Source organism: Lactiplantibacillus sp. 30.2.29 (assembly GCF_018991255.1).
Classification (GTDB): Bacteria; Bacillota; Bacilli; order Lactobacillales; family Lactobacillaceae; genus Lactiplantibacillus; species Lactiplantibacillus pentosus.
The window spans coordinates 119,036-133,285 of the sequence record NZ_JAGYGU010000001.1 but is presented as its reverse complement, the minus strand read 5'-3'; the positions used below and the strand labels follow the sequence as shown (position 1 = coordinate 133,285).

9 protein-coding genes and 1 pseudogene are annotated in these 14,250 nt (G+C 48.2%); 2 read left to right on the top strand and 8 right to left on the bottom strand.

Annotated elements, in window-relative coordinates:
- Positions 1-30: 30 nt before the first annotated feature.
- Genes pepT through KGF65_RS00565 form a run of 3 tightly spaced genes read right to left on the bottom strand, consistent with a single transcriptional unit; the run spans position 31 to position 3,026 of the window.
- Entirely contained in the window at positions 31-1,269 is a 1,239-nt protein-coding gene (gene pepT / locus KGF65_RS00575) for a peptidase T (protein WP_216748009.1), read from the bottom strand.
- Positions 1,270-1,309: 40 nt separating this feature from the next.
- Positions 1,310-2,332, bottom strand: coding sequence for a Nif3-like dinuclear metal center hexameric protein (locus KGF65_RS00570; RefSeq protein WP_216748010.1), 1,023 nt, complete (start codon positions 2,330-2,332; stop codon positions 1,310-1,312).
- Complete coding sequence (locus KGF65_RS00565; RefSeq protein WP_101873430.1) at positions 2,319-3,026, bottom strand: tRNA (adenine(22)-N(1))-methyltransferase TrmK; 708 nt, start codon at positions 3,024-3,026, stop codon at positions 2,319-2,321. The genes KGF65_RS00570 and KGF65_RS00565 overlap by 14 nt, the downstream gene beginning before the upstream one ends.
- A 555-nt stretch (positions 3,027-3,581) precedes the next feature.
- On the opposite strand from KGF65_RS00565, the gene KGF65_RS00560 reads away from it, so the two are divergent.
- A complete protein-coding gene (locus tag KGF65_RS00560; RefSeq protein WP_105920059.1) occupies positions 3,582-4,772 on the top strand; it encodes an O-antigen ligase in 1,191 nt (396 codons plus the stop codon).
- A gap of 121 nt (positions 4,773-4,893) precedes the next feature.
- Here the strand turns inward: KGF65_RS00560 and KGF65_RS00555 are convergent, their stop codons facing one another.
- The 3 genes and pseudogenes from KGF65_RS00555 to KGF65_RS00545 all read right to left on the bottom strand — a co-directional run bounded on the left by KGF65_RS00555 (position 4,894) and on the right by KGF65_RS00545 (position 7,165).
- The gene (locus KGF65_RS00555; protein ID WP_050338574.1) at positions 4,894-5,253 is read right to left on the bottom strand and encodes an MmcQ/YjbR family DNA-binding protein; all 360 of its coding nucleotides are present in this window, start codon (positions 5,251-5,253) and stop codon (positions 4,894-4,896) included.
- A gap of 181 nt (positions 5,254-5,434) precedes the next feature.
- Complete coding sequence (locus tag KGF65_RS00550; protein ID WP_216788185.1) at positions 5,435-6,208, bottom strand: ABC transporter permease; 774 nt, start codon at positions 6,206-6,208, stop codon at positions 5,435-5,437.
- A 13-nt stretch (positions 6,209-6,221) separates the two neighbouring features.
- A pseudogene (locus KGF65_RS00545) lies at positions 6,222-7,165 on the bottom strand (ATP-binding cassette domain-containing protein).
- A 152-nt stretch (positions 7,166-7,317) separates the two neighbouring features.
- Here KGF65_RS00545 and KGF65_RS00540 point away from each other — a divergent pair.
- The gene (locus KGF65_RS00540) at positions 7,318-7,824 is read left to right on the top strand and encodes a MarR family winged helix-turn-helix transcriptional regulator (protein WP_050338571.1); all 507 of its coding nucleotides are present in this window, start codon (positions 7,318-7,320) and stop codon (positions 7,822-7,824) included.
- 103 nt (positions 7,825-7,927) lie between these two features.
- Here KGF65_RS00540 and KGF65_RS00535 read toward each other — a convergent pair whose 3' ends face one another.
- Positions 7,928-11,281, bottom strand: a complete 3,354-nt coding sequence (locus tag KGF65_RS00535) for an SEC10/PgrA surface exclusion domain-containing protein (protein ID WP_216748011.1) — start codon at positions 11,279-11,281, stop codon at positions 7,928-7,930.
- A 481-nt stretch (positions 11,282-11,762) separates the two neighbouring features.
- On the bottom strand, positions 11,763-14,159 hold the full coding sequence (gene ppsA, locus KGF65_RS00530; protein ID WP_101873426.1) for a phosphoenolpyruvate synthase: 2,397 nt from the start codon (positions 14,157-14,159) through the stop codon (positions 11,763-11,765).
- Between the last annotated feature and the right edge of the window lie 91 nt (positions 14,160-14,250).

Here is a 14,250-nt window from a genome sequence, read left to right as displayed (position 1 = left end):
TAACCGAAAAGGTCAAACAAGGTCAAGAAATTAGTCCTGCTCGTAATTGTCTTGAATAATTTGTAAAACAACGTCCACGGCGCGTTCCATCACTTGTTCTGAAACGTACTCGAAACGCCCGTGCATGTTCTCACCACCGGCAAACAAGTTCGGCGTTGGCAAGCCCATGAAGGAAATCTTGGAACCATCCGTCCCACCACGGACCGGGTAAATCTCAGGTTTGATATCTAATTTGAGCATCGCTTGTTTGGCCAGCTCAACAACCCGCATGTCCCTTTCGATCACTTCACGCATGTTGTAATACTGGTCCTTCATGTCCACCTTGACCCGCGCGACCCCGTCAGCCAAGTTCAAACGATCAGCAACCGCCGTAAAGAGCCGTTTGCGTGCTTCGAATTTGTCACGGTCATGGTCCCGAATAATATAAGTCATCTTAGCACTATCGACTGTGCCTTCCAGACTCAATAGGAAGAAGAAGCCTTCGCGCCCTTCCGTATGTTCAGGAACATCGTGGGCTGGCAGTGCGGATTGGAAATCAACGGCTAATTGAAGCGCATTGACCATCTTATCCTTCGCTTCACCGGGATGCACATTGACCCCAGTAATCGTGACCGTTGCCTGGGCCGCGTTGAACGTTTCGTATTCCAATTCACCTAGTGGGCCACCATCCACGGTGTAGGCATAGTCCGCGCCAAATGCAGGCACGTTGAAATGGTCGGCCCCTGTCCCAATTTCTTCATCTGGGCCGAAACCAAGCCGAATCTTGCCGTGCTTGATCTCTGGATGGGCTAATAAGTATTCAGCGGCACTGATGATTTCAGCGACCCCCGACTTATCATCGGCACCCAATAAAGTCGTACCATCAGTGGTGATCAACGTGTGGCCAGCGTAGTTTTTTAAGTTAGGAAAAACAGCGGGGTCCAACACGTAGTCGCCGTTGCCAAGCTTGATCACTGATTCACCGTCATAGTCCTCAACGATTTGTGGATTGACGTTTTCAGCGTTGAAATCAGCCGTATCGATGTGTGAAATAAACCCTAATGTCTTGACAGGTTTGTCGGTATTAGCGGGAATCGTGGCGAAGACATAAGCGCTTTGCTTGTCCTGTTCAACATCGCTCAAGCCGAGGTCGGTCAGCTTGGTCATCAATTGTTTTAAGAACGCGGTTTCACGCGGTGATGATGGCACCGTCGTGGATGCTTCATCGGAACGACTATTGATTTTAACGAAGGTTAAGAAATCTGAAATTAAGTTTGGATATTTTGACATATGATGACTTCCTTTCTATTTTTAAACCAATTGAACGAACTTAGATAAACGTAAATGGATCAGTATTCAGCTGCGAGGCCACCACTTCCACTGACCAGTCGGATTCCTGTTGCCATTGCTGGAATAATTCGGTCAGATGTGACTTGCAAATACTTTCGATGTGATGCCCTGGGTCCACGACCGTCAAACCAGCCGCTAACATGTCATGACCGGTGTGATAATAAACATCACCCGTGACATAAGCCTGCGCACCGGCCTGTAGCGCTTGCGGATAAAACTTACCGCCATCACCACCAAGGACGGCCACTCTACTGATCATTTGGTCCGCATCCGCGCAAACTAACCGTAAGCCATCGACGTGAAAGACCCGTTTGCAGGCCTCGGCAAACGCACGCGCACTCATCGGCTTCGGTAAATCACCGACACGCCCCATATAATACTGGTGACCACCTGATAGCAGGGACACGACTTGATAATCCCACGCATCACCCGCTAACGCATTAACACCGGCAACTGCAGCCGAAAGCGCATCTTCTGACAGGTCAACACTGAACTGTTCACCTGAATTCAAGGCATAACGATCAAGTGTCGCGCCAGCAGTACCGGTGAGATACTCCTGCACGGCTTCGACCTTGTCCGTTGAAACGGTTACCGTCATTTTGACTGCTCGCGCATGGTACCCGGGCACTAGTCCCTGCACATCCTGCAGTTGCAAGGCATCCGCCAGCCAATCGTTCATGCCACCTTCCGCACAATCCAAGTTGGTGTGCGCCGCATATACGAGAATGTGGTGTGCGGCAAGTTCTGCGTGCATCGCTTTTTGTGGATCTTGATAATCCAGATTGTTAGCGGGACGGAACATGACCGGGTGATGAGCAAAAATCATGTCGGCACCGATGGCAATCGCCTCTTGGACGACTTCGGGCCGTACGTCCAACGTCACAAGTACTTTATGCACGGCTTGTTGGGGGTCACCAATTTGCAACCCGGTAGGATCGTGTTCCCACTTCAACTTGAGTGGCGCAAATTGTTCAAAACGTTCAATTAATTCACTTGCCTGCATCCGTTAAGACTCCTTCGATTAACTTGATTTTAGCCGTCGCTGCCGCCAAATGTTCAGTCGGTGCGACCTTAGCTTGTTGCATTTGGGCCACCGCATGTTGGACCCGTTGTAATTCGCGCTGCCACTTAGCAATAAACACTGGCGATTTTTCCGCGAGTAAGAACGGGCCAAACAATTGCTCAGCTGGCGTATACGTCACCGGATGGGTCACCCGGTCAGCGCAAATCACTTCATACGTATGTCCATCTTCGGCCAAGATGCGTTCAGCCGTAATCTCAAACTGATTGTCTGCGAGCCAGTCGCGCACCGTGGCTTCACCAACATTTGGTTCTAGTACCAGCCGTTGGACTCCGGCTAGTTGTGCGGGCCCTTGTTCTAGGATGTGGCGAATCAGTGGACCACCCATGCCGGCAATCGTCACGGTGTCAATCTGATCTTCTGGTTGAATCGCCGCCAAGCCATCTGCCAAACGAGCGACCAGCTGATCTTCTAAGCCCAACTTTTGAATTTCACGTTGGGCGTTTTCGAACGGCCCGCGCACGACTTCACCCGCGACACCGTAACTGATTTGATGATTTAAAGCTAAATTAGCCGGCAAATAGGCGTGGTCCGACCCAATATCGGCCACCCGCGCTCCCGGTTGGACAAATGCGCCAACCGTGGCTAATCGTTGTGACAATTGTTTTGCGTCCACAGGCAACTCCCCTTAGTAAGGGTCACGGGTCACCAACCGGCAGGACTGCCCTGATTGACCGACCACGTCACCCAATTTGATTTATGTTGTATGGCATTGTACGCGTGAAAAGAAATGAAACTGGTCAAAAGCAACATGGTCAACCCCACTGGATATCGCGCAATGGGCAGCAAACCGCTTGGCTAATTTTCATTAAACCGACGTGCAATTGACCGTAACTATCGTGGCTTCAATGGCACGAGGTTGCTACACCAATCAGAAACACGGCAGTCATTGTTCCAACTGCATGCTTCAGGCGCGCGTTTGGTATCATCTCAACATCATTTTTTTAAAATCCCACGCACAATGCGACTTCTAATTCACTATTCATATTTTACCATGCTTCATCATGAATACGGCTTCATGACGTTAATTTTTCATGAAAATTACTAAGTTCTGTGCAAAATGACTAAATTTTCGTTAACCGCGGCATCTCATTTAGTCGACCGTGCTATAATAAAGTCACGTCACATCGGTAACTGGCGTACTATTTAATGAGAGAAAGTTTGATCAATCATGCAAAAACGTTTTGCGGTAGCGTCTCCGTTCTTGACTGGTCTTAAATTATTAGCCATCCTGCCGCCCGTCGGTATTGGTTGGCTCGTCTATCTAAGCCGGTGGCAATGGTTAGCGTTGCTCAAACATCCTCGCACCTTTAGCAAGCACGACCCCTTATTAGGCTTCATCCTGCTACTGATGGGAGTGACGGCACTCAACCTTAATCATCGCGATTATCGGGGCGTCCTCTTATCCGGATTGATGTTATTTGTATTAGTCAATTTGTGGCTACTATGCCGTGAATCGAGTGAATTAATTGCCTGGCACGAGCTACGCCGGTTTATCATCCAATTTGGTTTGTATATTACAATTAGTGGGTTTGTCTTTCATTGGCTCAACCAAATCCTTACACTGCCAAATTGGCTCAAATTCTTGTTGGGGGACTTGCTGTGGGGCTATGCTGCGAATCAGAATCGGTTGTTTGGTTCGGCTTACAACCCGAATGACGCCTGTTGCTTATTACTGATTGCGCTTGGCCTGCTGATGACCCAGCTCAGTCGCCCGACCAAACACCCACTGACCCGGTGGCCATTAATTAATTGGGCAGCCGCGGGTTTGCTCTGCATTGGCATCTACCAGACCAAATCTCGGACTGGGCTAGTGCTCATGATTGCTTTATTGATCGTGACCGCCTATCAAATTTTCCATCGCCATCGTATCTTGATTACCGGACTACTGGCAGTCGGCTGCGTCACCCTCTGGGAAGTCTTTCCGCGCAGTGCCTCGACTTGGACGGCACTCCAGAGTCGTATCACGATTTGGCAAAATAGCTTTGATGTCTTCAAGCAGGCCCCAGTCCTTGGGGTGACTTACTTCGGCTTTGCTCGCCGATATTTTCAAATGACCGGCACCTATGTCCCCCACGCCCACGATATTTTCTTAATGTTACTCGCCTCATTCGGCATCCTGGGTGGCGTTGGCTTTATCACGCTCGTTATCAGTAGTGGCTGGCATCTGACCAAGTATTGGCACCAGTATCGCCAACCAAACCTGCGCTACTTTATGATGACCGTGCCCATCATTCTGGCTTACGGCCTAACTGACTTTGTCCTCTCATCGATGCAAGTGTTGATTATTATCCTGCTGATTATCGCTTACTGGCGCCATGAACAACAAGCGACGCCCCGATACGCGCCGACCATCCGTTGAATGAATGCGGTTAAACCAAAAATGCACCCCACTTGTCAGTTGCTGATAAGTTGGATGCATTTTTTGATTTCCTTTGGTTCGGGCTAGTTCGGGTTAATGAAGCTGGCATAAACTGAGCAGATTATCTAGCCGTTAGCTGATAACTCGTCGCTAGCAAGCGTTCCACGACTGCCGGTTCGACCTGTTCCAATTGCACGGTAATCCAGTGGCGCTTGTTCATGTGGTAGGCTGGCAAATATGCCGGCTCCGTTTGCAATAATTCGACGTCTTCGGGATCCAGTTTGACATCCAAGACTTCTACCAACGTCTCATCACCCGGAACTAAGCCTAGATCGGATTTGCTGACGGCCATCACCAAACCATACCACTTCTGATTATCTGCGTGCCGCAAAACCGCATAATCCGGATATCGCTGCCACAAATAGGCCGGCGTCGTCTGATAGCGGTCAGCGACTAGTTTAAAAACTGCTTGCGCGTTCATCTCATCACCTCTGTGTTTAATCATACGTCAAAGATGCGTTAAACGCGAGGGCAACTATGGCACGGATGACATGGTGACCCCTGACTTTTTTCCATGGTAATTAATTCGCGGAAGCATCGACCAGCAGCGTGTTGTTTACTAATTTATCAACGCACTGTCCGGCAGTTATTGTCCTATTTCATTAACCGCGGTGCCGATAAACCAACACCGTTAGCGGCATGAAGATCAAAATCATGATGATGCCGCTCACTCCAACCAGCGTCGTTGTGCTCGTCCATTGACCAGTACGCAACACCGTGCGAATCGCCGTAATCGTCAAGCTAACGGGATTAGCGTTGACGACTGGCTGCAAAAGTTTTGGCAATGTCTTGGTAGGAACAAACGCATTCGACAGAAATGTCAACACTAAGATGATAATCATCGACAGACTGCCAATCAACGCTGCATTTTTCACTAATAACCCGACTAAGGCAAAAATCCACGATGTCGCCCACCCGATGAAGACTGCTAACCCCAGCACGGCTAGGAGTGCCATTGGTCCCACAGTCGGTCGCCAGCCCATCACCACTGCGGTCACCAAGGCCATTGCCCCTGATAACAACAAGCGGAAAATATCACCGACCAATTGGCCAGCGAGCGGCACGATTGGGGCAATCGGTAACGTCTTGAAGCGATCAAAAACCCCCGCGTTAATATCTTCACGCAACTGTTGGCCGGAGCCAGATGCGGCGTTTAAAATACTTTGAACCAGGATACCTGACACCAGCATCGGTAAATAGGCGTGGACACTGCCCGCAATGACGCCGCCAAATAAATAACCGAATAATAAGGTGAATATCACCGGCTGAAAGACGACATCACTCAAGTTATCGGGATTATGAATCGTTTTAAGTAAGTTTCGATGGGCCATCGTCAGGATATCTCCCATCACGTGTTTACGAATTGTAACTTGCATCACTGTCATCTCCTTAATTTTTGCCGACCGTCATGGTCAAAAAGACATCATCGAGCGACGGCGGTTCCAACGCAAACCGGTCGATTTCAATTTGCGCTTGCTGTAATCGTTCAAGAATCTGGGCCGTCACCCGCGTCGCATCGTCCGCAGCTAATTGCACCGAGACGTTCCGGTCACTGACTTGAACGGGTTGGGTCGTCAATTGGGTCATGATCTGCTGTGCGGGCTGCGTCGCCTGTGTTTGCGCCAGTGCCAATTGTAATTTCAACCCGCCTACCTGCTGTTTTAAGGCCGCAACTGGTCCTAACGCTTTCAAGCGGCCGTGGTCCAATAAGGCAATCCGGTCGGCTAATTGGTCGGCTTCTTCCAAATATTGCGTCGTCAGTACCACCGTCGACCCTTGGCGTACTAACTGGCGGATGGCCGTCCACATTTCGCTACGTGTCCGCGGATCCAAGCCGGTCGTCGGTTCGTCTAAAAATAAAATCTTAGGCCGGCTAATCAAGCTCACTGCCAAATCCAAGCGTCGCCGCATCCCACCAGAAAAGGTACTGAGTGGCCGTTGTGCCGAATGTTCGAGACTAAAATCACGCAATAATTCATCTGCCCGAGCTTTAGCGGCATTCCGAGTCAGCCCGTTCAACCGACCAAAGATAATCAGGTTTTCACGTGCACTCAAGTCCTGATCAATCGTCGCCGTCTGACCAGTCAGCCCAAATTGCTGACGGACTGCGCGTGCCTGGGTCAAGGTATCGTAGCCGTTTAAACGAATCGTGCCACTGTCCTGCCGCAACAAGGTGGTCATCATCTTGAGTAACGTGGTCTTGCCCGCCCCATTTGGACCAAGCAAACCGAAAATCTCACCAGCTTGAACATTAAACGAAACATCGGCCACCGCTAATTCATCGCCAAACCTTTTTTAACCTGCTGAACTTCAATGATGTGTTGAATATCCATATTGCGAACCTCCTAGTTCGATTAATCAGGGCCCCTGATTAAATATATACTAAGGGGGGCCTGACTAATTTGTCAACAATTAAATCACGTCGACTGGAAGAATGTTGTATACTTAAGAACAAGTCAGAAAACAACGAATGGGATGAAAAACCGTGCCAGATCAAATCAAGGCGGAACTCGTTTCCGGTAAATTAGCTGAATATGAACAGCTCAGTAAAATCTATGATGACATCGTCAAACAGACCCACCCCCGACTCGCCGTTGAGGGTCAAGGCAAGATTCTGCTCGCACTCGCCGATGAAGACCACTTGTCACAGCGGCAATTGGCCGACCGCCTCGGTATGTCGCCGCAGTCAACAAGTGAATTCGTCTATAAATTGGTCAATCGAAAGTTAGTCACGTTATCTAAATCCACCAAGGATCGGCGCGTGAACCTAGTTAACCTCACCGCGGCTGGCCGTGAAGCGCTTGAGGCTGAGCCACAGGAGGTCCCACCCTTCATCAATGCACTGAACGATGACGAACTCGACCAGCTGATTCCGTTATTGAATAAAATCACGACCGCGATGTATGCAGATATCGATACGGCCAACCCGACCTTGGGCGTTAAGTTTCATAAGTTATTCGCTAGTCGGTATTTGAAAAAATTTCAGAAATAGTGGATGTGTCATATGAATTCAATACAACAAACGAGGCTGCCCGGTAGTTTTACTGGGCAGCCTCGTTTGTGTGATTAATTCAAAAAATTCTATTGTGACCTGACTAGTGAATCCGTCGCTTAGAGGTTACTCGACCAAGTGTTAATCCGCTTAAAAGTAAACTTAATAGTGTCAGCCCCAACACCGCCAAACGGTTTTCCGACGCTTCGCCGGTCTGTGGCAATGTGCCTGCCGTGGTTGAGTGTGCTGGCGTATGGGGAGTGAGACGCGTCAGACTTGGTGCGACGTTTTCAGTCTTCGCAGTGTTGTGTCCTGTTGCTGCCACGTTGGCGGTCGCTGTCGTCACCACGGTTTGGTCAATAGCAGACGGCGTATCTGATACTGAATCAGCTTGGGCTTCATCAACAACAGCTTCAGTCACTGTATCGACTGATTGCTGTGGCTTTTCAGTAACGGTTGGTACTTCCAAACTAACTTGTAGCTCCAACGTCTGCAGAACTTTTTGGGCATGCGTGTAGGCCTGATCAGCATCCGCCGCAACAGTTTGTGCATCCGTTAGCTCTTGTTGGGCGTTTGCTGCATTTTCTTTAGCGGTCTGGTAATCTGTCTGATTAGTTACAAGCTCGGTCTTAGCGGCCTCTAACGCTGCTTTAGTGGCTGCCAATGTTTCGTCAGCATGGTCCAGCTTAGATAAATGAGCTTTAGCCGCGTCGTACTCAGTTTGGCGCTGATTTACGAATTGTGTTGCCTTGTCCAACGCTAATTTTGCCGCATCTAGAGAATGGTTGGTAACGTCGAGCTTTTGTTGCTGCGTGTTTAGAACGTCGTTAGCTTGTTTCCATTGCGTCTTGGCAGTTGATAGCAATTCTTGAGCACTGGTTAATTCATCCAACGAATGTTGTTTTAGACTGGCAAAGTTATTGAGCTTGTCAGTGATTGCTGACAACTGTGCTTTAGCAGCAACGACGTGTTGGTTGGCGTTAGTCAGCGCTTCAACTGCATTTTGTGCTTTGCCAACCGCTTCTTTAACGGTATTTGCAGCTGATTGTGCATTACCTTCAGCGATGGCTTGCACCTGTTTAGCCGCTAATAAAGTCTGGTTAGCTGACTTCAGGGCTGCGGCTTTAGCGTTCGCGTTCGCAGTTGCAGTGGCGAGGGTGGCGCTGGTCGCTTGAACGCGAGCTTTAGCATTATCAAGGACCTTTTGTTGGGCAGCTTGAGCATCCGCTAAATTGGCCAATTCTGACTTGATCTTAGCGAGGCTGGTTGTATCGTTCGCTAACTTAGTCTTTAGATTGGCTAATTTGTTATTAAGTGCCGTCATTTGGCTGGCTAATTGCGTCTGCTTAGTCTTTGCTGCATTTAGTGCAGATTGTGCATTAGTTGCCTCTTGGCGTGCTGTTGCAAGAGTGTCATTGGCAGCAGTTAAACTAGCTTTGGCGTTGTTCAAGTTGATTTGTGCGGTGTTTTGAGCAGTTTGTGCGGTTGACAAACTCTGCTTAAGTTGAGTGACAGTTGGAGCGCTTGCAATTGGAGTTGTATCAGGAGTTACATCACCGAGATTTGCAGTAGACCGTGAAGTTAAATGAAGGTGTCCAAACTTATCAAAGGCAATGCCAATATAGTATTTATCCAAATAGGTTGAACTATTTTTTGCACCACCCATTAATGCATAGAAATGCCCCCAACTATTATTACCACCATCACCAAAAAGCATTAATTCTAAATCATTAAGTAATTGTCCTTTGATTTCAGCCATGGAGATTTTTCCATATACCTTGATTGCATTATTAATGGCTGTTTGACCTAATTGTACACCCATCCACGTATCGGTGCCTGCCCCAACGTGATATTTTGAGGCAGTTGCGATAACTACATCGCTAAGATGTGTCAGCGCATCGCCAATATTAACATTAGCATCAGAATAAGCTTGAGCGATATCTTTAGCGGCCTTTAAATCAACGAGTTGCGTAGACATCTCATTGTCATCGCCACGCCAGATATTCCGTGCTTGATTAATGATGTTTAAGGCATAATTGGCTAAATCTTCGTATTGAGCCTGTGTTAGCTGGTTAATGTTTGTAAATGTGGTATTGATATCCCTATCTGATGCACTGAATTGATTGTTAGCATAAGTTGTTTCGAAAAACTTCTGACAGTAAGCGTTCCACTTTTTCTCGTAAGCAGCGTATTCAGCATCAGTCATAGCGACAAGTTCGTCACTTGATACAAGCCCGTTAACGGCCTTTTCCCAAGCGGCTTTATCAACTTTGAATGTTGGCATAGCAGCAAGCTGACTTTGTAAATCAGCAACAGCCTGTTGGCGTTGGTTTAACGTGGTTTGGGCGTTACTTTGCACTGTGGTTGCTGAGTTGACATTGTTTTGAGCTTGAGAGACTGCGTTATTGGCCGTAGTAACGTTGGTTGTTTTGTTGGCAACGTCTTTATCCGCATTAGCCTTGTTGGTTGTCGTTTGAGATAACGACTGTTGCGTATCTGAAATGTTTTGTTTCCCTTGATCAATTGCAGTTTGTGTTTCGTTAGCTTGTTGAGTTAACTTACCTGCATCCAAGTTGTCCAAGTCTTTTTGAGCTTGGTTCTGTTGCGCAATCGCTGCATCATTGTTTTGTTTAGCCTCATCCTTAGCGGCATTGGCCTTGTCAGCTTCCGCTTGTGCAACAGTTTGTTTGGATTGCGCATCCGCCGTCGTCTGTTGCGCACTAGTTGCTGTTTGGGACGCCTTGTTAGCAGCATCTTGCGTATTAGTCACTTGATTGTTGGCAGCCGTCACGTTAGCTTGGGCAGCACTCTGAGCAGCCTGATCCTGATTGACCAACTGCTGTGCGGTAACTTGTTCCTTCTTGAGACTATCAACGGTCAGACCGTCATAGTCCGCTTGCTTGGCATCAACCTGACTTTGTGCGGTTGCGACTGTCTGCTTGGCGATGTTCGCGTTGTGAGTGGCCTGATTGGTACTAGTCGTTTGGGATTGAACTGTCGTTGTAGCTTGATCAACTACCTGATATGCTTGGTGCATCACATCCTGCGCATTGGTCAAGTGCGTCCCCGCCTGTTGCACAGTAGTTTGGGCTTGGTTGATATTTTCGGGTGTCGCCTGGTTCTTAATTTGTTGAGCAGCATTAACGTTGGTCGTCGCCGTAGCAACCTTGTTAGTAGCAGTAGTCACGCGATTTTTAGCCGCATCTAGCTTGTCTTGCGCATTCTTCGCCGCATTAGTCTTATCAGTCACCAGCTGATGGGCAGTCGCTTGGTTAACTTGTGCTTGCTGGACATGCTGCTGAGCTTGTTCGATTGTTTGCGCACTGGTGGTCACAGTTGCAGACTGATGGTCAGTCGGCTTGGTGGCGGCCTTGGCGTTAGTCGTTGCGGCCATCCCCGCGCCGGTCGCAATTACGCCAACTAAAGTTGTAACGGATAGTGATGTCAATTTACTCATTGTTATGAATACTCCTTTTATTAGTGTCTAAAGTTGATACAGTTTAATACTGGAAAACACTGGATTGGCGACAAAAAAATATCACGAAACGAGTTAACTAGTTTCCTTGTCGCCTACTCACACGCTAACCCACCTCGATACAGTTGGTGTTGAAACTAAACCAAATTGAATGCCGCTTTCACCCCCGACCTTCATCAACAGCCGCTAACTAGCGAAAAAGTTAACAGTAGTAAACAATAAAGCGGACTGAATCCTAGAATAACCACCACACTATACTTCTGATAGTATCAAACGTGCCCAAAAATAACAAGCAAACACGCGTATTGTACATTAGTAATCACGTACGACCTGATTATGTCTGCCTAGTTAATGTTTGTCAGTCATTTTGAAGGCCAGCACACATCGCGCAACAAAAAGGACCGATTCATCTTCGAATCGGTCCTCCAGTTTATTTAGATTGTCGCTCTTTCAGCAACCAGGCTTACCATTCATAATCGGTCGCGTCCTGTAGTCCCCGGCCAGTCGCCTTGTCCAACATGATGCGTTGCTCAAAGTGGGCGACATTCCGCTTCGTCTCCTTGACCATATCAGGGTTGACTGAAACATAATCGATACCGCTTTGAATCAAGAAATTAGTGAATTCTGGGTATTCGGATGGGGCTTGACCACAAATCGAAACGGTCTTACCATCCTTGTGCGCCGTCTTGATCAAGTGCCGAATGGCCCGTTTAACAGCCAAATTCCGTTCATCAAAGAGGTGCGCGACCGTATCATTGTTCCGGTCACAACCAAGAATCAACATTGCCAAATCATTCGAGCCAATCGAGTAACCATCCACGAACTGGTTGAATTGATCAGCCAGAATAATGTTGGTTGGGATTTCAGCCATCATATAAACCTTAAAGTCCGCGCCACGAACTAAACCTTCATTACGCATGATGGTCGTGACTTTTTCAGCTTCGTCAACGGTCCGAACAAATGGGATCATGACGTTCAAGTTCTTCAGGCCAAACTCGTTACGAACCTTCTTGACCGCAGCTAATTCCAGCTTGAAAGCTTCGATATACTTCGGATCGTAATACCGTGAAGCACCACGCCAGCCTAACAAATCAGCTGGTTCGTGCGGTTCGTACTTGTCGCCACCCTTTAAGTTCCGATACTCACTGGACTTAAAGTCTGAGAACCGTAAGACAACCGGCCGTGGTGCCATTGCCCGAACCACTTTGGCAATCCCATCTGCCAACATATTGACCACTTTTTCAGGGTGACCCTGTTCAATCAAGTATAGTGGGTGTTCGTGAATGAAGGTCGTCCAGAGGAATTCTTCACGCATTAACCCGATTCCATCGGCTGGCAAGCTAGAATACTTCTCGGCCAAGTCAGGATCACCTAAGTTCATCATGACACCTGTGGCCGTTGGCGCAAAGCTTTCAGCAGCCACCACTTGACCTGCAGCGGCCGTGGTACCGGACTTCGGTTTGAGCATGCTGGCAACCTTACCTTGGTAAACGACCCCGTTTTTGGCATCAACCGTTACCACGTCACCGGTCTTCAAAACATCCGTTGCGGCAACTTCCTTACTCTTAGTCCCAACGATACATGGAATCTGCATCTCACGTGAAACAATCGCAGCATGGCAGGTCATCCCACCATTATTCGTGACGATTGCGGCCGCTTTCTTCATCGCAGGTACCCAGTCAGGTGAGGTCATCAAGGTAACTAAGACTTCGCCCTTCTTGAATTGGTCAATGTCCTTTGGGTTATCGATGACGTGAACAACACCGCTGGCTAAGCCAGGACTAGCTGGTAACCCCCGGACGACCACTTTTGCATCCGCTTCATCGACCACGTCAGCATCGTCCTCGGCGTCTTTCTGCTTGTTGCGTTGTGACCATACCGTTTCAGGCCGGGCTTGCACGATCCATAAGCGATTGGTATTCGTGTCTAAGGCGTATTCCATGTCCATGTAGCAGCCATAGTGCCGTTCGATTTCCTTCGCGTAGCCGGCTAATTCGATCACTTGGGAATCCGTTAAGACTGGTTGACCTTGCAGTTCTTCGGGAACGGGTTCTTCCTTAGTCCCGCCGCCTGGTAACCGTGTCAACTGAACAGGTTGCTTGATGATGTTCTTTTCAACGATTTTCATCGATTGCTTATCGATAACAAAGTGGTCCGGAGTGACTTTCCCTAACACGATGTATTCACCTAAACCATAAATCGCATCAATGACGATTTTAGAGGCGTCACCATCAGCCACGTTAACGGAGAACATGATTCCTGAGGCCTTTGAGAAGACCATCATCTGAATCGCAGCGGACAGCGCCACTTTTTCATGTGGGAAATGCTGCTTGTGACGATAGTAAGTCGCCCGGTCAGTAAAGAGTGAAGAATAGCACTGTTGCACCCGGTTGACAACGTCCGCAGCCCCTTTAATATTTAAGTATGATTCTTGTTGACCCGCAAATGAGGCATTTGGCAGGTCTTCAGCGGTCGCAGATGACCGAATCGCCACGAAGGGATCCGTTTGACCGACTTTTTCAGCTAACTGGGCATACGCCGCTTCAATATCAGCGGCTAAGTCCGCGGGCATCGTCGCGCCGACGATCAAATTACGAATTTCTTCGCAGACCCGATGCAATTCATCAGAATTTTCATAATCCGAGATACTTTCTAGGAGCGCATTCACCCGATCGTTTAAACCAGTCTGGTGCATGAAATACTGGTATGCGCGTGCGGTGGTCGCAAAACCATATGGTACGGGAACGTCCATCGAGGATGTCATTTCACCCAGTGACGACGATTTCCCGCCCACCAGGTTCACATCTTCGCGGTGCAATTCATCAAACCATAAAACGTTTGCTGTGTCACGACTACTCATAAGATTACCTCCCTGTATTTCTTCGCTTGAATAATAATGATTGACAATCTAAAGTTAACTTCTGCAAGCGTTTACATTAACCAACTATATT

Coding starts and splice junctions, on each gene's coding strand:
- KGF65_RS00560 (WP_105920059.1), top strand. CDS start 3,582: ATGCAAAAACGTTTTGCGGTAGCGTCTCCGTTCTTGACTGGTCTTAAA.
- KGF65_RS00555 (WP_050338574.1), bottom strand. CDS start 5,253: ATGAACGCGCAAGCAGTTTTTAAACTAGTCGCTGACCGCTATCAGACG.
- KGF65_RS00535 (WP_216748011.1), bottom strand. CDS start 11,281: ATGAGTAAATTGACATCACTATCCGTTACAACTTTAGTTGGCGTAATT.
- KGF65_RS00550 (WP_216788185.1), bottom strand. CDS start 6,208: ATGCAAGTTACAATTCGTAAACACGTGATGGGAGATATCCTGACGATG.
- ppsA (WP_101873426.1), bottom strand. CDS start 14,159: ATGAGTAGTCGTGACACAGCAAACGTTTTATGGTTTGATGAATTGCAC.
- pepT (WP_216748009.1), bottom strand. CDS start 1,269: ATGTCAAAATATCCAAACTTAATTTCAGATTTCTTAACCTTCGTTAAA.
- KGF65_RS00570 (WP_216748010.1), bottom strand. CDS start 2,332: ATGCAGGCAAGTGAATTAATTGAACGTTTTGAACAATTTGCGCCACTC.